The sequence below is a fragment of the Amycolatopsis sp. NPDC050768 genome, from assembly GCF_040654155.1.
In the GTDB taxonomy this organism is placed as follows: domain Bacteria; phylum Actinomycetota; class Actinomycetes; order Mycobacteriales; family Pseudonocardiaceae; genus Amycolatopsis.
This window is the reverse complement of the sequence record NZ_JBFAHL010000001.1, coordinates 1,022,753-1,041,745: the sequence shown is the minus strand read 5'-3', so window position 1 is coordinate 1,041,745 and position 18,993 is coordinate 1,022,753. Positions and strand designations below refer to the sequence as shown.

Annotated in this window: 19 protein-coding genes and 1 pseudogene; 8 read left to right on the top strand and 12 right to left on the bottom strand. The window is 69.0% G+C overall.

Translation table 11 applies throughout. The features are described 5' to 3' along the window. Nucleotides 1-67: 67 nt before the first annotated feature. Nucleotides 68-472 (bottom strand): SsgA family sporulation/cell division regulator, encoded by a 405-nt coding sequence (locus AB0H62_RS05350; RefSeq protein WP_220245667.1) that lies wholly within the window; start codon nucleotides 470-472, stop codon nucleotides 68-70. Between the two features lie 272 nt (nucleotides 473-744). Beyond that, complete coding sequence (locus AB0H62_RS05345; protein ID WP_360584256.1) at nucleotides 745-1,215, bottom strand: Lrp/AsnC family transcriptional regulator; 471 nt, start codon at nucleotides 1,213-1,215, stop codon at nucleotides 745-747. Between the two features lie 254 nt (nucleotides 1,216-1,469). On the opposite strand from AB0H62_RS05345, the gene AB0H62_RS05340 reads away from it, so the two are divergent. Further along, complete coding sequence (locus tag AB0H62_RS05340; protein WP_255638587.1) at nucleotides 1,470-2,429, top strand: beta-ketoacyl-ACP synthase III; 960 nt, start codon at nucleotides 1,470-1,472, stop codon at nucleotides 2,427-2,429. Nucleotides 2,430-2,441: 12 nt separating this feature from the next. On the opposite strand, the gene AB0H62_RS05335 is transcribed toward AB0H62_RS05340, so the two are convergent. Then, the gene (locus tag AB0H62_RS05335; RefSeq protein ID WP_255638588.1) at nucleotides 2,442-3,920 is read right to left on the bottom strand and encodes an adenylate/guanylate cyclase domain-containing protein; all 1,479 of its coding nucleotides are present in this window, start codon (nucleotides 3,918-3,920) and stop codon (nucleotides 2,442-2,444) included. Nucleotides 3,921-4,008: 88 nt separating this feature from the next. Between AB0H62_RS05335 and AB0H62_RS05330 the strand changes: the two genes are divergently transcribed. Continuing rightward, nucleotides 4,009-4,497, top strand: a complete 489-nt coding sequence (locus AB0H62_RS05330) for an FBP domain-containing protein (protein WP_220245671.1) — start codon at nucleotides 4,009-4,011, stop codon at nucleotides 4,495-4,497. A 517-nt stretch (nucleotides 4,498-5,014) separates the two neighbouring features. On the opposite strand, the gene AB0H62_RS05325 is transcribed toward AB0H62_RS05330, so the two are convergent. Next, entirely contained in the window at nucleotides 5,015-5,713 is a 699-nt protein-coding gene (locus AB0H62_RS05325) for an FCD domain-containing protein (protein ID WP_220245672.1), read from the bottom strand. A gap of 65 nt (nucleotides 5,714-5,778) precedes the next feature. Here AB0H62_RS05325 and AB0H62_RS05320 point away from each other — a divergent pair, with 65 nt between their 5' ends. Next, nucleotides 5,779-6,120 carry a VOC family protein gene (locus AB0H62_RS05320; protein ID WP_360584253.1) on the top strand — a complete coding sequence of 114 codons (342 nt, stop codon included), beginning with the start codon at nucleotides 5,779-5,781 and terminating at the stop codon, nucleotides 6,118-6,120. 131 nt (nucleotides 6,121-6,251) lie between these two features. Here AB0H62_RS05320 and AB0H62_RS05315 read toward each other — a convergent pair whose 3' ends face one another. After that, the gene (locus AB0H62_RS05315; protein ID WP_360584251.1) at nucleotides 6,252-7,130 is read right to left on the bottom strand and encodes an SDR family NAD(P)-dependent oxidoreductase; all 879 of its coding nucleotides are present in this window, start codon (nucleotides 7,128-7,130) and stop codon (nucleotides 6,252-6,254) included. Between the two features lie 99 nt (nucleotides 7,131-7,229). On the opposite strand from AB0H62_RS05315, the gene AB0H62_RS05310 reads away from it, so the two are divergent. Next, the gene (locus AB0H62_RS05310) at nucleotides 7,230-7,874 is read left to right on the top strand and encodes a TetR family transcriptional regulator (RefSeq protein ID WP_220245675.1); all 645 of its coding nucleotides are present in this window, start codon (nucleotides 7,230-7,232) and stop codon (nucleotides 7,872-7,874) included. Here AB0H62_RS05310 and AB0H62_RS05305 read toward each other — a convergent pair. From AB0H62_RS05305 to AB0H62_RS05285, 5 genes are all read right to left on the bottom strand, one after another. Next, nucleotides 7,871-8,635 (bottom strand): ESX secretion-associated protein EspG, encoded by a 765-nt coding sequence (locus tag AB0H62_RS05305; RefSeq protein ID WP_220245676.1) that lies wholly within the window; start codon nucleotides 8,633-8,635, stop codon nucleotides 7,871-7,873. The genes AB0H62_RS05310 and AB0H62_RS05305 overlap by 4 nt on opposite strands. 8 nt (nucleotides 8,636-8,643) lie before the next feature. Next, entirely contained in the window at nucleotides 8,644-10,023 is a 1,380-nt protein-coding gene (locus AB0H62_RS05300) for a hypothetical protein (RefSeq protein ID WP_360584249.1), read from the bottom strand. Continuing rightward, a complete protein-coding gene (locus AB0H62_RS05295) occupies nucleotides 10,023-10,643 on the bottom strand; it encodes a DUF3558 domain-containing protein (protein WP_360584247.1) in 621 nt (206 codons plus the stop codon). Before AB0H62_RS05295 ends, AB0H62_RS05300 begins: the two co-directional genes overlap by 1 nt. Beyond that, a complete protein-coding gene (locus tag AB0H62_RS05290) occupies nucleotides 10,640-11,068 on the bottom strand; it encodes a hypothetical protein (protein ID WP_360584245.1) in 429 nt (142 codons plus the stop codon). Before AB0H62_RS05290 ends, AB0H62_RS05295 begins: the two co-directional genes overlap by 4 nt. A gap of 184 nt (nucleotides 11,069-11,252) precedes the next feature. Continuing rightward, complete coding sequence (locus AB0H62_RS05285; protein ID WP_360584243.1) at nucleotides 11,253-11,876, bottom strand: DUF3558 domain-containing protein; 624 nt, start codon at nucleotides 11,874-11,876, stop codon at nucleotides 11,253-11,255. Between the two features lie 158 nt (nucleotides 11,877-12,034). Between AB0H62_RS05285 and AB0H62_RS05280 the strand changes: the two genes are divergently transcribed. Next, nucleotides 12,035-12,796, top strand: a complete 762-nt coding sequence (locus tag AB0H62_RS05280) for a sulfite exporter TauE/SafE family protein (protein WP_220245679.1) — start codon at nucleotides 12,035-12,037, stop codon at nucleotides 12,794-12,796. On the opposite strand, the pseudogene AB0H62_RS05275 reads toward AB0H62_RS05280, so the two are convergent. Both AB0H62_RS05275 and hisC read right to left on the bottom strand, forming a co-directional pair. Beyond that, a pseudogene (locus AB0H62_RS05275) lies at nucleotides 12,782-13,323 on the bottom strand (DUF5753 domain-containing protein). The gene AB0H62_RS05280 and the pseudogene AB0H62_RS05275 sit on opposite strands and share 15 nt — an antisense overlap. 21 nt (nucleotides 13,324-13,344) lie before the next feature. Next, the gene (gene hisC, locus AB0H62_RS05270) at nucleotides 13,345-14,400 is read right to left on the bottom strand and encodes a histidinol-phosphate transaminase (protein WP_360584241.1); all 1,056 of its coding nucleotides are present in this window, start codon (nucleotides 14,398-14,400) and stop codon (nucleotides 13,345-13,347) included. 104 nt (nucleotides 14,401-14,504) lie between these two features. Here hisC and AB0H62_RS05265 point away from each other — a divergent pair, with 104 nt between their 5' ends. From AB0H62_RS05265 to AB0H62_RS05255, 3 genes are all read left to right on the top strand, one after another. Next, a complete protein-coding gene (locus tag AB0H62_RS05265; RefSeq protein WP_220245682.1) occupies nucleotides 14,505-15,137 on the top strand; it encodes a dienelactone hydrolase family protein in 633 nt (210 codons plus the stop codon). Between the two features lie 62 nt (nucleotides 15,138-15,199). Then, the gene (locus AB0H62_RS05260; protein WP_360584239.1) at nucleotides 15,200-17,191 is read left to right on the top strand and encodes an acetoacetate--CoA ligase; all 1,992 of its coding nucleotides are present in this window, start codon (nucleotides 15,200-15,202) and stop codon (nucleotides 17,189-17,191) included. Nucleotides 17,192-17,233: 42 nt separating this feature from the next. Beyond that, nucleotides 17,234-18,943 carry a phosphatidylglycerol lysyltransferase domain-containing protein gene (locus AB0H62_RS05255; RefSeq protein ID WP_360584237.1) on the top strand — a complete coding sequence of 570 codons (1,710 nt, stop codon included), beginning with the start codon at nucleotides 17,234-17,236 and terminating at the stop codon, nucleotides 18,941-18,943. The last annotated feature ends 50 nt before the right edge of the window (nucleotides 18,944-18,993 follow it).

The following is an 18,993-nucleotide window of genomic DNA, read 5'->3' as shown; positions in this document are numbered from 1 at the left end:
CGGCCGTGACTGTGGTCGGACTGGTAACGATCGGCACAGTCCGCCGCGGGATCGGCAGTCTCAGGGGTCAGACGTTGCTGATCTCCTCGATCAGCCCGTCGATGTCGAAGTTTTCGCTCTCGGTGCCGAGCGGAACCAGTTCGTAGGAGGACTCCAGGAACGTCTCGACGTCCTCGCGCTCCAGCTCGAACGACGCGTACCCGTCGGGTGACTCGATCTCCAGTGTGAGCATCGCCGGATCCTGGGACAGGTCGGGGCGGATGCGCACGTCGCCCAGCCCGGACGGCTCCTCGAGCCCGGTCACGAGCAGGTCACGTGCGAACGTCCACTCGATCCACCGGCCGCGCTCGGTCCGGAACGCCACGGTGACCGCGAACGGCTCCGCACAGTGATAGGACAAGCGGGACAGCACCGGCGTGGTGCTCTCGTTCAGCAACACGAACTGGGTCTGGTGTACGGCGTCGGTGTGCACGGCTGCTCCTGGGGTTTCCTCCGGTGGTTCGCGCCCTGCGAACTGGTCGGCAAGGAGATGATCAGCTTCGGCTCTCGTGACGCCGGTTTCCCGCCATTCACGCGATCGGCTGCATCCGTCCTCAATGGCGTAACACGGACCACATACCCCTTGCGTTCGACCGCTGACCATCCGTCACCCGGGAGGGCAGGGGGTGGGGGACTTTCGTGCAGGGTCACGGAAGTGTCACGGTCCGATGTAGACCGTGGCTTTTCCGGGGCTTTCCGTGGGGTTCAGTCCAGTGGAAGCGTGAGCCCGACCTTCACCCGGTCCATGGCCACGCTCGTGGTGAAGTGCCGGACGTTGGGGTTGTCGAAGAACATCCGCCGCGTGAATGTCTCGAACCCCGCCATGTCGGGGCAGGTCACGATCAACACGAAATCCGCCGTGCCCGTGACGTAGTAACACTGCTGCACGCAGTCGTCGCCCAGCACCTGCCGGCGGAACGCGTCCAGCACGGCCAGATTCTCCCGCTCCATCTCCACCATGACGACGAACGTCATCGACAGCCCGAGGGCGCCGGGGGACAGCACGGCGACCTCCTTCTCGATCACGCCCGTCTCGCGCAGGCGCTTGATGCGGCGCTGCACGGCGGCGGCCGAGAGGCCCACCTTCGCGCCGATGACCTCGGCGATTGTGCGCGAGTCGGCCTGCAGGCAGGCGAGGATGGCGAGGTCCAGCCGGTCGAGGTCGGGAGTGAGCACGCTTCAGGCTAACCGGGTGCACCGACTCGACGCTTCGTCTTTACCGAGGCTCACCCACTGATCAAGAACGGGTTCGCCCAATACCTCCTATCGAGCGAACGTGAAAGAGGAGGATTAGTGACGTGCACCACAACTGACCGGTCTACCCAGGGGTAGCCCATAGAAGTGGAGCGAGCCGGTGGAACCGCCGTCCACCGGCCGGGGAGGTAGTAACTGTGAGTCCTGTCGGGTTCCCACCTGGTCGTACCGCTGTCGTGACCGCTCTCGGCCGCGCGCTGCCCGAACGGGTCGTGACCAACGACGAGATCGCGCAGACCCTCGACACCTCCGACGAGTGGATCCGCACGCGCACCGGCATCCGCGAGCGCCGCATGGCCGCGCCCGGCGAGTCCACAGTGGATCTCGCCGTCGCCGCGGGCCGCGAAGCGCTCGGCGACAGCTCCGTCGACGCCGTGGTGCTCGCCACCTCCACCGCCGACCAGCTCTGCCCCGCCAGCGCGCCCCAGGTGGCCGCGCGGCTCGGGCTCGGCACAGCCGCCGCGTTCGACGTGAACGCCGTGTGCAGCGGCTTCGTCTACGCCCTGGCCACCGCGCAGGGCTTCATCGCCGGCGGCATCGCCAAGCGCGTGCTGGTGATCGGCGCCGACGTCTTCACCTCGCTGGTCGACCCGACGGACCGCACCACCGTGCCCATCTTCGGCGACGGCGCGGGCGCGGTCGTCCTGCGCGCCGGCGACTCGAACGAGCCGGGCGCGATCGGCCCGTTCGACCTCCACAGTGAGGGCGAGCTGGCTGACCTGCTGTGGGTCGAGGCGGGCGGCTCGAAGCACCGCTTCTCCGAGGACCCGCGCGACCATCACCTCGTCATGCAGGGCACGGCGGTGTTCCGCCACGCGTGTGCGCGCATGGCCGAATCGTCGCGCGCCGTGCTGGAGCAGGCCGGCTGGATGGTCGGCGACGTCGACCGGTTCGTGGGCCACCAGGCGAACATCCGCATCCTCCAGGCGACGGCGAAACAACTCGGGCTGCCTGCGGACGCTGTGGTGGCCAACATCGACCGCGTCGGCAACACCAGCGCCGCCTCGATCCCGCTCGCTTTGGCGGACGCCGTGGAGGACGGGACGTTGGTGCCCGGCCACCGGGTGCTGCTGACCGCGTTCGGGGCCGGGCTGACCTGGGGTTCGACGTTGCTGACCTGGCCTGAGCTGGGCTAGATCGTCCAGGCCCTAGTTCGTCCACGCCTCAGTCGCTTGCTGACGGCCGCGCAGCAGGAGCGGGCCGTGCGGCTGCCAGAACTCGCGCTCGCCGCCGAGCGCGGCTTTCACGGCGCCTTCGCTGGCCAGGATGCGTGACGGCACGGACTTCGCGTGCTCGGTGAGCCGCGCGGCTTCGTTCACGGCGTCGCCGATCACGGTGTACTCCAGCCGGCTCGACGTGCCCAGCTGGCCCGCGAACACCTGCCCGCACGCGACGCCGATGCCCAGGTCGAGTTCGCCGTCCGCCACCACGGCGTCGCGGATCGCGCGAGCGGCGGCCAGCGCCATGGTCGGGGCGTCGGACAAGCGCGTGGGCGCGCCGAAGATGCACAGGGCCGCGTCGCCCTGGAACTTGTTGACCAGGCCGCCGCGCGCGTCGACGGCCGAGACCACGCTGGCGAAGAAGCGGTTCAGCTTGGCCACGAGCTCCTCCGGCGGCGTGCGCGACGCGAGCGCGGTGGAGTCGACGACGTCCACGAACAGCGCCGTCACCTCGCGCACGTCGCCGGACAGCGAGGCGCCGTATTCCAGGGCGTGCCGCGCGACGTCCGTGCCGACGTGCCGGCCGAACAGGTCCCGCATCCGCTCCTGCTCGCGCAAGCCGGCGGCGAGCTCGTTCACGGAGGTCTGGAGCATGCCGATCTCGCTGGAGTCGTCGACGTCCACCGACACGTCCGTGGTCCCGCGCGCGATCCGGTCCAGCGCCACGCGCAGGCGGTGCAGCGGCGCGGCGACGGCGCGGGCGAGCAGCGCCGTGCCGATGGCGCCCGTGGTGAGGCCGATCACGGACAGCGTGATCAGGCTCGCCGTCGGGTTGGCGCGGCTGACGTCGGGCGGCGTCGCGACCAGCAGCACGCCGACGAGCGGCACGCCGCTGGCCAGCGCCCACGTGACGATCAGCCTGGTCAGCACGGTGACCGGCAGTGAGCCGTGGGGCGGCGTCACGTCGAGCGCGATCGTCATCACCGGCCGCGCCACCCACTCCGCGGCGAGGTACATCAGGCCGACGGTGGTCAGCCCGCCGAGGCCGATCGTCAGCGCCATGCCGGACGCGTCGTCGAACGAGCCGAGCACGCCGGCCAGCGTGCCGAGCGCGATCGTGCCGATGAGCCACAGCGTGCCGCTGACCACGGCCATGTCCACGGGCAGCCGCAGGGCGCGCTTGGCCTCGTCCTCGGTCGGCGGGCGGCCGATCGTGAACCACACCACGGTGCGTCGCTGCAGGTAGGCGGTCCAGAGCGTGCCCACGAGCAGGCTCGCGGCCACGATCCCGCCCGCCGTCAGGCCGAGGATCCACCCGCGGTCGCCGACGTCCCCGGGCAGCCCCTGCAGGAACAGCAGCAACGCGACGACGGCCGACCCGGCGACACTCGACCCGATGCCGAGCGCGGCGAAGCCCAGACTGGTGCGCAGGACCAGCCGGAACCGCCCCGCCGTTCGCTTGCGCACGCCGCCGATCGTACGGGCTGGCGCTCGCGTCCGGCTCGGCGAGAAAAGGCGTGGCAGCTCTCGCGGCCGCGTCGCTACCGTGCTGCCCATGCAACCCCTCGACGCCGACGCGATCCGCGCCTCCTTCGTGAACTGCTCCCGCGGCGAGGCCAAGTCCGTCACCCTCCCCGCCGACGTCCCCTGGGCCACGCGCGACTTCCTCGGCTGGCGCGACCCGAAGGCCCCCGGCCGCGCGTACCTCGTGGTGCCCCGAGACGGCGGGGTTGTGGGGCTGTCCCTGCGCGCCGCGCCCCCCGCGACGTCGCGCTTGCGCAGCAACATGTGCGCCTTCTGCTCCACCACCCACGCCACGTCCGACATCACCCTCTTCTCCGGCCGCCGCGCCGGCAAGTCCGGCCGCGAGGGCAACACCCTGGGCACGTACGTCTGCGCCAACCTGTCTTGCAGCGCGTACGTCCGCGGCGAACTCAAGCCGGCCGTCCCGCAGCCCGTGGAGACCCTGACCCTGGACGAACGCGTGGCGCGCATGGAGGACCATGTGCGGAGGTTTGTGGACCGGATCCTGGAACCGCACTAATGCGGGTGCTCGTCACAGGCAGGTCGGGGGTGGGCAAGAGCGCCCTGTTGGCCGAGCTGGGCGCCAGCGGGTTCTCGACCGTTGACACCGACTACGGCCCGTATACCGAAGTGGTTGACGGGGAACGGTTGTGGCGTGAGGACGTCATGGCGGAGTGCTTCCACCGAAGTTCGACCGCGATTTTTGTTTCCAGCACCCACCTTCGCGCCCGCCAGACAGCCCCCGCCCGCCAGACAGCCCCCGCCCTCCCAAGGGGGGCGTCCCCATCCCAGTTTACCGTTGCCAGGCCCCGAAAAACGGCCATCGGGGAATCTGTGGACAACTGCGGTATCGACTGCGGGAGGTGTGGACAAGTCGGGGGTCGCGGTTGACACCGAGCGCCGCCCGTGCAGGTCCGAGGCCGCGGCGGAGTAGTGCCGACGCGCCGGGTCCGGGCGATGCACGCGGAAGCTCACGCAACAGCTCAGGCACAGCGTGCTCGGATTTCCCCGACGTACTTCAGCCGGCTCCGACTCGGCTACACGGCAGAGTCGTTGCCCGCCGCGTAATCGTGGGCATAAGACTTCGCATCCAACAAATGCTTCAGCGTGATCTCCCGCGCGGCAGGTCCGTCGGAGGCCTTCAAGGCCGACAGGATCGCCCGGTGTTCATCCACCGCCTTGCGGATCTGGCCCGGTAACCGCAGCGCCGCCCGGCGCTCCTCGCCCACCAGGGCCAGGACGGAACGCAGGAGGTCGGCGACGTCGTCGTTGCCGGCGTTGCCCGCCATAACGCGGTGGAACTCGGCGTCCGTCGCGATGACGCGCAGCATGTCGCCCTCGGCGGCCGCGGCTTCCATCTCGGCGACGTTGTCCTCGAGCTTCTGGATCGTCCGCGGCGAGTGGTTGCCGGCGAGTCGCTCCGCCAGCGTCGGCTCGACCGTCGCGCGCAGGTCGAACAGCTTCTCCACCAGCTGCTCGTGCTCGGAGAACCAGCTACTCAGCGGCGCTTCGGTCTGCTCGCGGACGTAGGTGCCGGAGCCCGCGCGGATCTGGACGTAGCCGATCGAGTCCAGCACCCGCAGCGCCTGCCGCAGCGATCCGCGGCTGATGCCGAGCTGCTCGCACAGGGCGCGTTCCGCGGGCAGCCTCGAGCCCGGCGGGAGCTCGCCACTGTCGATCATCGCGCGCAGGCGGTCGACGGTGGCGCTCCAGACCTGTTCGGATTCGTGGGCCACCCGCCCATCCTGGCAGGCCGCGGCGGGCGGCGGAAAATGTCGGTGGTGCGTGCCACTCTGAGGACGTGACTGCGAAGTTCAAGGACTTGGCCCTCGACGCCCAGGACCACCAGAAGCTGGCCGACTGGTGGTGCGTCGCGCTGGGCTACGTGCGGCGCGGCGACACCCGCTCAGCCGACGACCCGGTGCCGATCGTCGACGCCGCCGGGGTGGGGCCGTTGACCTGGGTCAATCCGGTGCCTGAGGTGAAGACGGTGAAGAACAGGATGCACCTCGACGTGTTCGGGGATGTGGGGGAGTTGGTTTCGTTGGGGGCGGTGCTGGTGAGGAACAAGGGTGCGGATATCGATTGGTGGGTGATGGCGGATCCGGAGGGGAATGAGTTTTGTGTGTTTGAACCACGGTGAATGGGCGGCTCGACCCGCTGCGTGGATCATTGCGCTCCGGGGGTGAGTGTTGACACCTCGATCCCGCGTGGAGGGCGGGGATCGAGGTGTCAGATCCGGGTCTGGGTGCAGTTGGAGTTGGGTGGCTGCTTTCAGTTGCTGACTGCCGGAAGACTGTTTCCCCGTTGCTGATGCCAATTCTCACCGGCGTCCGGGTGATCCGTCGAACGGCTCAGTTCCGCCCATTTCTCGTCCACAGCCAAGCGGTTGCGCCAGACTTCGCGGCCGTATTCGTATGCGTCGCTGCCGGCCAGCAGTCGCAGCGGCGGGTCCGGAAGCTCCGCAACGCGAAGCACCAGGTCGGCGACGAGAGCCGGGTCGCTGGTCGCGGTCTTCTCGAACCCCGCCATGGCGCGGGCGGAAGCGCCGACCGTCGGCTCGTAGGGCGCGCTGATCGGCGGCGTCGCCATCGACGAGCCGGCCCAGTCGGTGCGCATGCCGCCCGGCTCGAGCACGGTGACCTTGATCCCGAGCGGCACGACCTCCGCGGCAAGCGCCTCGCTGAACCCGCCGACAGCCCACTTCGCTGACTGATACGCCGTCATCCCCGGGCTCCCGATCCGGCCGCCCACCGAGGAAATCTGGATGATCCGCCCGCCACCCTGCCGGCGAAGAACCGGAACCGCGGCCTTCGTGACATAGACCGTGCCCAGGAAATTGGTCTCCACCTGGCGCCGGAAGACGTCCAGCGACGTGTCCTCAAGGGCCGCTCGATCCCCCTGGCCGGCGTTGTTCACGACGACGTCGAGGCGCCCGAACGCCCGAACACCACCGGCGACAGCGGCCTCCGCAGCGGCAGGATCGGTGACGTCCAGCGCCTCGACGTGCACCTGCGACCCGAAGCGTTCCCGCAGGTCATCGAGCGAACGCGGGTCACGGGCGGTCGCCACGACCTGGTGCCCGGCCGCCAAGGCGCGCTCCACGATCTGGCGGCCCAGGCCGCGCGAAGCGCCGGTCACGAAGAAAACCACGACAACCTCCGAAGTCCGATTTAACGCAAGTTGATTGCGTTACCAGGACCGTAGCACCCCGAGACGGGGTAACGCATCCGGCTTGCGTTAAAGTGTGGTGTGCATCGCCGAGCGCGTTCCGAGGAAGCCAAGCTGCAGCGCGCCGAGGACCTCCTCGCCGCGGCCCGCGGGCTGGCCGTCGAGCTGGGCGGGGTGCGGCACGTGACGCTCGCGGCCGTCACGGAGGCGGCGGGGCTGCACGCGTCGGCCGTGCGGCGGTACTTCGCCAGCCGCGAGGAGCTGTTCCTCGAGCTCGCCGAACGCGGCTGGGAGGAATGGCGCGACGTCCTCACCGCCCGCCTCGCCGGCGCCCGCGGCCTGCCTCCGGGCGAGCTCGCCGAGGCGCTGAGCACGACGATCGTCACGCTCCCGCTCTTCTGCGACCTGCTCACGCACGTGTCGCTGAGCCTCGAAGGCGACGTCTCCGTCGAGCGGGCGCGCCAGTACAAGACGAGGTCCTTCAAGGCGTACGACGTGATCGTCGACACCCTCGTCAACGCCGGAACCCTTACCGCGCAACAGGTCCACGACGTCATCGCCGCGCTGCTCGGCACCACGTCGTACTTCTGGCAGCTCTCCCACCCGACGGCCACCCTCGCCGAGCTCTACCGCCAGGAACCCCGCTGGTCCCACACAGCGCTCGACTTCGAGCCCCGCCTCACGCGGCTGCTGAAAGCCACCGCGGAAGGCCTCGCCGAGCGTTAACCGAGCGCGTTCGACGCCAGGTGCAGCGCCTCGATCAGGTGCGCACGGTGTCCGGGGTGGACGTTGATGCGCGCCTCGCCGTGGGTGTTGCCGATGAACGTCAGCACGCGGCCGCGGTCGGTGAGGTCAAGGACGGACATCGGGGTGCTGCGCGTCCGCCGGCCCGCGTCGTCGCGCGTCGCGACGTACAGCTGGTGCGCGGCATCGCGACCGGCGCGCATGAGGCGGCGGAGCTCGTCGGCTTCATGGGACATCTCGGTCAGTGGATTGTCGGACTCGTAGTCGCGCCCCGCGTCCTCGAAATGGGCCTTCGGCACGCTCATCGGCGCCAGCCGCGCCGGCGGGCGCGTGGGCAGCGCGTCCACCAGGTGCTCCGCAACCTCCCGCGCCGGGATCGGGTCGAGCTGCACCACGCGGTGGTCGGTGATCAGGCGGACGGCGTCACGGCCCGACTCGGCCACGAGGATCGCGCCGTCGTCCGCGCCGTCGCGGAAGTTGCTCCACGAGTACATCTCGCGCGCCGGGTCGGCGAGGACGTCCAGCGTCGCGCGCCACGGCCGGGCGAGCTCACCGGCCGATGTGGCCAGCCCCCGGTCGTACAACGCATCCAGCGCACGTCGGCGCAGCGTCGCCTCGGCTTCGTCGGTGCGGTACGTCTGGTCCGGCCCCACGACAATCGGCGGCTCACCGAGCGCGGCGACGGTCCAGGCAACCAGGAACACCGGCCGGGGCAACCGCACCGGTCTGTCGATGATCGTCATCGGTCTGCTCAGGCTCCGATGGTCGGGGGCGTCGGCGGAAGGCCGGTGTGGGGATCGAGGAGCCTGCCGTCTTCGTCGTCGAGGAGCGAGAAGGCGGAGTCGTCGTCGATGCCGTACTTGCGTTGGTGCTCGGCGTCTTCCTCGCCCTTGCCCTTGTTGCCGGCTGCGCCCATGCCGCCCATTCCGGGCGAGCCCTTGGCGCCGGCCGCACCGGCTGCTGCGCCGCGGCCGGCCAATGCACCGCGCTCTTCCCCGAGCACACCGGACCCGGCACCACCACCGAGCCGCGACCCGGTTCCGGTCCCTGCCCCGCCGCGTCCGCCGAACGCCCCGGACCCGCCTGCGCCGCCCGCACCGGCACCGGCACCTACGCCGAAGCCGCCAGGCCCGAAGCCGTCCCCTCCACCCGTCGCCGACCACGACGGATTCCCACTGCCGACCGGGAACCTCTGCCCCGGCGGCGGGACCCGCGGGTCGTCGAGATCACTCGACGTGTGCGTGTCGTCATCGTCACCCGGCCGCCTCCCCGGCCGCTCCTCATCCCGCGGCGGCCACTGCTCCGGCGGCACCACCGGCCGCCCTGTCGGCGGCGGCAACACTGTCGGCGGCGGAATATTGGGCGGCGGCGTGGTCGGCGGGGGTGTCGTCGGCGGAGGCGTCGTGATGTGCCGGGTGTCGACCTCGGACTGTGAGGTGGAGGTCTTGTCGTCGCCGGTCGTGTTCTTGCTGTTGTGAGTGATCTTCTTGCGGACGACCTTGCCGGGCTGGGTGATCGTGACGGTGCCGTCGAACTCGTTCAGCTTGCCGTAGTCGGTCTTGAGGCCCTGACCGCTGTTCTGCGCCTGCTGGGCGTAGCCGTTGTACCGGTCGAGGTTCTGCTGGGCGAGCTGGTTGTACTGGTTGATCTTGTCTTCGGTGTCCGTGTCCCACGGCGTCGCCACATCGATGAAATCCTTGTGCGGCGGCGTTCCCGGCATCGGCTGCAGGGACTGCTTCATCTCGTCGAACCCGTGCGCGAGACCGGTGAGGTTCTGCCCGTTGGTGGTGTATGTCTGGGACGCCGCGGCCGTCGTGTCGGAGAAGACCTTGATCCGCTGCTGCGCGGCCTCGGCCCCGCCGCCGGTCCAGACGGACTCGAGGCCGGTGCTGAGGTTCTGGATGTCGGCGCTGATGGTGTGGTGATCCGCCGCGAGCTGCGTGGCCTGCCCGGCCCCCTCGTGCCAACCGCCGGCGCCCTTGCTGTTGAGCACCTTTTGCACCAACTCGGGTGCCGGCACGGCCTGCTGGCCGACGTTCCCGTGCCCGACGTCGTCGACCCACTGCTCGGCGTCGTTGACACGGTCGCCCGCCCACTTCGCGGCGTCACCGATCTTGCTGAAGAAGCTCATCAGCCACCAGCTTTCTGGCGCAGGTTGGTGACGACCATGTCGGCCACCCTCGCGGCGAGTTCGCAGGGGTCGGCGACTCCGATGTTTGCTTGACTCAGGTAAAGCGAGGCGTCGAAGGAAAGGTCATCTCGGATACCGACACTCACCTGGCAAAACTCCTGCGCAGCGCCTTGCTTTTCCGAAGAATGCGCGGCTGCGGGGAAGCCTTGGATGGGCTTGAGTTCGTGCCATACGCTGGCCTGCGGTTTCGTGTTCGCGTACACGCCGCTGAGACCTTCATGCGTCTGGGTGTCGTAGCCGACTCCGACGCCGGCATCGGCGTCCCAGTTGCACGCCCGTCCGAGAGCGGCGTTGTCGTCGCGCTTTCCCTGCGGCGCTGAGCCCAGGATTTGCTTGAGCTGGTCCGACGTCAACGCATCCTGGCACGGGTCACCCGAGAGCACCGACGCCGGCAACGGGTGCTCCACCTTCGGAGCGCCGTCGTGCGGCAAACTGGCCGCAGATGGTGACGGGGCCGGGATGCTTGTCGGGGCGGCGGCGTTCCCACTCGAGCATCCTGCGACGACAGCAACGGTGGCTGCGGTGCCGGATAGAAGCAGTAGCAGTCGCTTGGTTGTCACGCGAACCCCTTGTCTTGGTCCCCGCCGGCCGCGGCCTTCACGTCGGCGCCAGCATTCTCGTCTGCCGCGACGGTGATACCCAGTGCCAGTTCGAGCTTGCTTACCAACTGCCCGGCGTACTTGAGCTCGCGACCGACCTGATCGGAGCCTTCACCGAACGCGCCCCCGCTGCGGCCATCGCCGACGAGGAGTGTGTTGTAGCTGGTGCTACCCGGATCGTCCGTCGGAGGCCGGATCTTTCGCAGTGCCTCGGCTTGGGTGTTCATGTGCCGGAGGTTGTCGCGGACGCGTTTGGCGACCGTCAGCATGCTCTGCGCCTCGTCACGGCTCAGGCTGAAGCCGCTGCCGCCACCGGGGCTGGGCGCGGCCGCTCCGCCGGACGCACCGCCGCCGGCGGGTTGGTCGCCGGTGATGGTGAAGTTCATGCCAGTGAGCCAGTTCGACTCCGGCGCAGGTAGAGCCACTGCATTCCCCCTCATGACGCTTCAGTCCGGTGGCGGACCGTCCCCTGCGGCAACGGTAATGGACTGATCACCCTCGGGTGGGCATTTTGCCGAAGTCGGGCGAAAGGCGCTAGGGCGCTGTCGCCGATCGGGTGGAGGCTGTCCATCACACGCCGGCCTTGTGGCGGAGGTTCGTGACGACCATGTCGGCCACCCGGGCCGCCAGGTCGCAGGGGTCGGCTTTGGCGACTCTGGACGAGCTCAGCACCAGCGAGGCGTCGAACTCCAGCTCGTCGCTGATGCCGACGCTCACCTGGCAGAAGTCGTTCGGAGTGTCGAGGCTGTACGTCGAGTGGGCTACTGCTGGCAGGCCTTGGATGGGTAAGAGTTCTCGCCACACTTTGGCCTGGGGTTTTGTGCCTGCGTAGACGGCGCTGAGCCCATGCTGTTGTTTGGTCGCATAGCTCACCGATGCCAGGGCGTTGGCGCTCCAATCACATGCTGGGCCCAGAGCCGAGTCGTCACGGTTGCCGGCGGGCGTGGTGCCGAGGATCAATTCCAGTTGGTCCGAGGTCAACGCCTCCTGGCAAGGGTCGCCGGACAGGACCGATGCGGGCAGGGGGTGTTCGACCTTCGGAGCGCCGCTGTGGGGCAGAGGCTTGGTGGTGGGTGACGGAGCCGGGGTAACCGGTGAGCCGGCCCGTGCATGCCCCGAGCAGCCGGAGGTCGTGGCGACAACCACCACAACCCCACACAAGGCGACAAGCCGCCAAGAGATACCCACTGCCATCCCCTCGGATGAGCCGGCCGGAGGCGGCCGGTTACTCCAGGTTACCGAGACAAAGGGGACAGAGCGTCACCTACTAGGGGCCAACCGGCACTGTCGCTCCTGACACATCGCGTCGCGGGGGTGGGCGGGGGTGCTTAGGGTGCCGGGGTGGGTGCGTTATGACGTGGTGGCATGCGGTGATCATCTTCGTCGCCGGGGTGTGGGCGGGGACGATCAACGCGGTGGTCGGGTCGGGGACGTTGGTGACGTTTCCGGTGCTCGTGGCGTTGGGGTACCCGCCGATCACGGCGACGACGTCCAACGCCGTGGGGCTCGCGCCCGGCACGATCAGTGGGGCGTACGGCTACCGGGCCGAGCTGGAGGGGTACTGGCCGCAGGTGCTGAGGTTCTCGGTGGCGTCGTTCTTCGGCGCGATCGGGGGGACGATTCTGCTGCTGACGTTGCCCAAGGACGCCTTCGAGACGATCGTGCCGGTGCTCGTGGGGCTGGCGGTGGTGCTGGTGATCGTGCAGCCGAGGGTGTCGAAGTGGGTGCAGAAGCGTCGTGACGCCAACGGCACCGAGCACAAACCCGGGCCGCTGCTTCTCGGGTTGCTGTTCGTCATCGGCATTTACGGCGGCTATTTCACCGCCGCGCAGGGCGTGATGATGATGGCCGTCATGGGGATGCTGCTGTCGGAGCCCCTGCAACGGCTCAACGGGGTCAAGAACGTCCTCGCGGCCGTCGTCAACGTCATCGCCGGCCTCATCTACGCCGTGGTCGCCCCGGTGAGCTGGCCGGTGATCGGGCTGCTGGCCGTCGGGTCGACGATCGGGGGGCAGATCGGGGCGAAGGTCGGCCGCAAGTTGTCGCCGACGGTGTTGAGGGCCGTGATCGTGGTGATCGGTGTTGCGGCTGTGGTGGAACTAGTCCTGAAGTGACTGCCACTGCCACGGTCGTGAGTGTTGTGCACGGGTGGTGGCAGGGGTGAGACGCCGGCCGCTGATGTCTTCGTGGTGACTTGCCACTGTGGCAAGGAGCGTCCTTGATCGGTCGGTGTCGAGGGCGAATTCTTTGACCCGGTCGAGAACTTGCCGGTACTCACTGAGCTCGTTTGGGCTCTCGAGGTACAGCGACGTGAATTGATTCTCCGCGTACACAACCGGCTTGTGGTTCCGGAAATGCAGCAAACGAAACGCCGGTCCGAAAACCCCGGCCGGGCAGCTGTCGGCCGGATCACTCGCACAGCACAGTGCGGCTCCGACGAGACGAACAGCAGGTGGAAGAGCTGATCACGCATCACCTCGGGCTCCGCGACCGGCGCGCGAAGCACGTCTTCGTGGATGGACGCGCTGAACCTGGGCGGGTTCACGCGGCGCAGAAGCTTCTGTCTGTTCAGCCAGTCCCACTCGCAGAGGGAGTGCGACGCGGAAAGATCAGCGGAACGGATGCCGTCCCGCCAACCCATGCCACCCTGTCACACCAAAGATCACGCCAGGAACTCCCGGGCGGCCGCCAGGAACAGGTCGTTCTCCTCCGGGGTCCCGATGGTCACGCGAGCACCATCGCCCGGGAACGGGCGCACGATCAGCTTGCGGTCCAGCATGTGCTCGGAGAAGGCGACCGTGCGCTCGCCCAGTGGGAACCACACGAAATTGGCCTGAGTAACCGGAATCTCGTAGCCCATGGAAACCAACGCTGTACGAACGCGGTCGCGTTCGGAGATGATTTCGGCGCAGCGTTCCATGAGCTCGTCGGCGGCGTCCAGCGAAGCCATGGCGGCGACCTGGGCGATGGCGTTCACCGAGAAGGCCACGTACACCTGGCGAAGCGCCTCCGCGATTGAAGCGCAAGCCACGGCGTAGCCAACCCGCAGGCCGGCCAGCCCGTAGGCCTTCGAGAAAGTCCGCAGCACCGCCACGTTCTCCCGGGTACGCGCGATTTCCACGCCGTCCGGCACGTCAATATCTGTGACGAATTCCTTGTAGGCCTCGTCCAGCACCACCAGCACGTGGGGCGGCACGGCGTCGATGAAGCGCTCCAGCTCGTCGTGCGTCAGCACGGTGCCGGTGGGGTTGTTGGGGTTGCAGACGAAGATGAGCTTCGTGCGGTCGGTGATGGCCGCGAGCATGGCGTCGAGGTCGAGCCCGTGCCCGGAGGTCAGTGGCACCTTGACCGACTGAGCGTGCGCGACCTGCGTGACGATCGGGTACGCCTCGAACGAGCGCCACGCGAACATCACCTCGTCGCCAGGGCCGCAGACGGCCTGGATGAGCTGCTGGCACAAGGAAACCGAGCCGCAGCCGACCGCGAGGTGCTCGATGGGGACGTCCAAGTCACGAGCGAGGCGTTCGCGCAGGGCGTGGGAACCGCTGTCGGGGTAGCGATTGACGTCGGCCATCGCGTCGGTGACGGCGGCGCGCACGCTGGGCAGCGGGCCGCCTGGCACCTCGTTGCTCGCGAGCTTGATCGCGCCTTGGATCGTCCGGCCGGGGACGTACTTCGGCAACGAATCGAGGTCGGGGCGCGGTGCGAGGGACGGCATCGTCGGTACTCCTCGGGTCAAACGGGATGGCCTGGCCACCGTATCTCGCGACGTCGGATCCACAAAGGTTCCCAATGTTCACCCGGAGGTGATTGCATGAGGTGATGACGTCGACGAGCACCGTGGATTACCAGCGTACCGACGGTCGCGCGCTGCGCCTCACCTTCGCGGAGCCCGACGGTGCCATCCGCGGCGGCCTCGTTGTCCTGCACGAAGGCGACGGGGTCACCGACGGTGTGGTGCTGCTCGTCGCGAGCCTGGCGAACGAAGGCTGGCTCACCGTCACGCCCCACATCGACGGCGGCGAGAAGCTCACGCAACAGGACCTCCTCGACGCGACGGACATCACACTCGAATGGCTGGTCGAGCACGGTGTGGAGGCCGATCTGCGCGGCGTCGTCGGGTTCGACCTGGGTGGCACGGCGGCGCTCGTGGTCGCGTCGCACCGCCGGCTCGGCGCGGCGGTGAGTGTGGGCGGCCAGCGCGTGACGGAGCTGCCGCGGCTGCTGGACATCGCGGGCCACCTGACCAGCCCGTGGCTCGGCATGTACGGCGACGCCGGTGACGAAGCCGGCGGCGCCGAGGTGGAGCAGCTGCGCGAAGCGGCGGCGTCGGCGAGGGTGGCCACGAACGTCGTGCGCTACCCGGGCGCCAACCACCGCTTCGACGCCGACCCCAGCGCGGCCGAGGAAGCCTGGCAGCGCACGTTGGACTGGTTCGACGCGCACCTGCGGTAGACCGAAGACAGGCCAGAGACAAGACGGTGGCCGGGGTGGTTAGCCGCAGTTAACATCGGCGGGTGACCCAGACTGCCGATGTTCCCGAAGTGCTCTGGCGACCCGACCCGAGCCGCGTGTCCGACACTCGCATCGAAGCGTTCCGCAGGTGGCTGCGGGAAGAACGCGGCGTGGAGGTCGACGACTACGACTCGCTCTGGCGCTACTCCGTGGAGCACGTGCCTGAATTCTGGGCGGCCGTCGCCGAGTTCTCCGGCGTGCGCTGGCACGAGAAGCCGCGAGAGGTCCTCTCGGGCGCGATGCCGAACGCGAAGTGGTTCGACGGCGGCACGCTGAACTACGCGGAACACGCGCTCAGCCCGGGTGTCGCGGGCGCGGCGAAGAGCGACGACGAGCTCGCCGTGATCTTCCACCGCGAAGACGGCTTCGCCGAGCAGCTCACGTACGGCGACCTTCGCGCGCAGGTCGCCGCGGCGCGCGGAGCGCTGAAGGCGTTGGGCGTGACGAAGGGCGACCGGGTGGTGGCGCTGGCACCGAACTGCCCGCAGACGCTCGTCGCGTTCCTGGCGGCGGCGTCGCTGGGCGCGATCTGGTCGTCGTGCTCACCGGACTTCGGCGTGCGCGCGATTTCCGACCGTTTCACGCAGATCGAGCCGAAGGTGCTCATCGCGGTGAACGGCTACGCCTACAACGGCCGCGAGTTCGACGTCACTCCCACGGTCGAGCGGTTGAGTGCCGACATCCCGTCGCTGAGCGCGACCGTTCTCGTGAAATACGTGGGTGGCGGGACCGTTGACGGCGCCCTCGACTGGAACGCGCTGCTCGCCGAGCACGCCGGCACCGAGCTGGCGTACGCGCCGGTGGAGTTCGGGCATCCGCTGTGGGTGTTGTACTCGTCCGGCACCACGGGTTTGCCGAAGGGGATCGTGCAGGGGCACGGCGGGATCGTCGTCGAGCACCTCAAAGCCCTTTCCCTGCAAGCGGATCTCGGGCCGGGCGAGCGGTTCTTCTGGTTCACCACCACCGGCTGGATGATGTGGAACTTCCTCATCTCGGGCCTGCTCGTCGGGTCCACGATCGTCCTCTACGACGGCAGCCCCGGCCACCCGGACCTCAACGTGCTGTGGCACCTGGCCGAGCAGCACCGCATCACGTACTTCGGCACGTCGGCGCCGTTTATCCAGAGCTGCCTCAAGGCGGGGCTGGAACCGTCGGCGCGTTACGACCTGAGTGCGTTGCGCGCCTTGGGTTCCACGGGTGCGCCGCTGTCGGTCGAGGGCTTCCGGTGGATTGCCGACAAGATCGGGAAGGCGGTGCAGATCTGCTCTGTCTCCGGCGGCACGGACCTGTGCGCGGCGTTCGTGGCGGCGTCGCCGGACGTGCCGGTGTGGCTGGGGGAGCTATCGTGCCGGGCGCTGGGCGCGGCCGTCGCGTCGTACGACGAGGCCGGTTATCCGCTGGTCGACCAGGTCGGCGAGCTGGTGATCACGGAGCCCATGCCGTCGATGCCGGTGTTCTTCTGGAACGACCCCGACGGCACGCGGCTGCACGAGGCGTACTTCGACATGTACCCCGGCGTCTGGCGCCACGGCGACTGGATCCGCGTGACCCCGCGCGGCTCCGCGGTGATCTACGGCCGCAGCGACTCCACGCTCAACCGCGGCGGCGTGCGCATGGGCACGGCGGAGTTCTACCGCGTGGTGGAGGGTTTCGACGAGGTCGCCGACTCCCTGGTCGTGGACACTTCCGCGGTCGGCAACGACGACGGGCAGCTGCTGTGTTTCCTCGTGCTGGCGCCGGGTGTGGATCTTGCCGACGTGGAGCCGAAGCTGCGGAAGGAGCTTCGTAGCGCTCTGTCACCGCGCCACGTTCCCGACCGGTTCGTGGTGGTCGGCGAAATCCCCCGTACCTTGAACGGTAAGAAGTGTGAGGTGCCGGTGAAGAAGATACTCTCCGGAGTCGCGCCGGAGAGGGCTGTGAGCAGGGACGCGCTGGCCAACCCGGCCGCGTTGGCCCCGTTCACGGAGCTCGCGGGGGAGCTCGCCGGGCGGTGACGAAGCAGGGGGAAGCATGGCTGGGCCGTACGTGTTGCACGCGTGGTGACGGGGACACGCGCGCAGCACAGCTGGCAGGTGGCGGGCGTGACGACCGTCAAGGCGATCACCTGGGTGACCAGGCTCGCCGGCCTGCTGACACTACTTTCCGTGGTGGTTCCCTCCGGCCGTAACCTGCGTGGTCACCTGGCCGAGTGGCTGGAGCTGCCGCCGGGGGCGACCGTCGCGGCGGCGACCGTGGCCGTGGTCACGGGCGTGTTGCTGATCATGCTCGCGGCGGGACTGCGGCGGCGCAAGCGCCGGGCGTGGCAGCTCGCGGTCGGCTTCGCGGTGTTGTTGACCTTGTCACACCTGGGGCTGCGGCACGTGTTCGGCGCGGGCGTGGTGTCGGTGGTGCTGCTGGTCGGGCTGATCGTGAACCGCCGCTACTTCGTCGCGGAGCCGGACCCGACCACGGGCCGCTGGCGCGCGGTGCGGGTGTTCCTGCAGCTGGTGCTGGCGGGGTTCGTGATCAACGTGGTGCTGCTTTCGGTGGCGTCCGGGCGGATGCTCGAGCCGCTGAGCTTCCCCGGCCGGCTTTCACAGTCCGGGCTGGCGCTGGTGGGCGTGAGCGGTCCCGCCGTGTTCCACGGCGCGTGGCTGGAGGACCTGTCGGCGGCGATCGGGCTGCTGTTCAGCATCGCGGCGGTGCTCGTGTCCGCGTACTTCCTGCTGCGTTCGGCGGAGCCCGCGCCGGAGCTGTCGGACGACGAGCTGGCGCGCCTGCAGGCCCTGCTGGCCGAGCACGGCGACCGCGACTCGCTGGGCTACTTCGCGCTGCGGCGTGACAAGTTCGCGGTGTTCTCGAAGACGGGCAAGGCGGCTGTGACGTACCGCGTGATCGCCGGCGTTGCGCTGACGTCGGCCGATCCGCTGGGCGACCACGAGGCGTGGCCCGGCGCGATCGAGGAGTACCTGGAGATCTGCAAGCGCAACGCGTGGGTGCCGGCGGCGATGGGCGCGTCGGAGCTCGGGGCGACGGTGTGGGCGCGCTTCGGGCTGGAGGTGCTGGAGATCGGCGACGAGGCCATCGTCGACACGGCCGGCTTCACGCTGGAGGGCCGTATCATGCGCGGTGTCCGCCAGGCGGCTTCGCGGACGCGCCGGGCGGGGTACAAGGTGCTGGTGCGGCGGGCGGAGGACCTGCGGCCGGGGGAGCTGGACGAGCTGGTGCTGTTGGCCGCTGCGTGGCGGGGCACCGAGACGGAACGCGGCTTCTCGATGGCCCTGGGCCGCATGGGCGACCCCGGCGCGGTGATCGTGACGGCCGAACAGGGCGGACGCGTACGCGGCGTCCTGCAGTTCGTGCCGTGGGGTGGGCGGGGCCTGTCGCTCGACGTGATGCGGCGGGACCGTTCGGCCGACAACGGCGTGAACGAGCTGATGATCTCGGAGTTGCTGGTCTATTCGCACGAGCACGACATCGACCACGTCTCTCTGAACTTCGCCGCGTTCCGGTCATTGATGGAACAGGGGCAACGCATCGGCGCGGGTCCTGTGGCGCGTATCTCGGCAAAGGTCCTGCACTTCTTCTCTCGCTGGATCCAGATCGAGAGCCTGTACCGCTTCAACGCCAAGTTCCAGCCGCGGTGGGTCCCGCGGTACCTCGTGTACCCCGGCGTGCGCGAACTCCCGCGCGTCGGCGTGGCCACCTTCGAAGCCGAGGGCCTCGGCGGCCGTTCCCCCTGGTTGCGGCGCCTGCTGCAACGCTGATCTTCACTTTCGGGGGGTGCCTTCGCGGGGTAATGGGGGGTGTGTAAGCT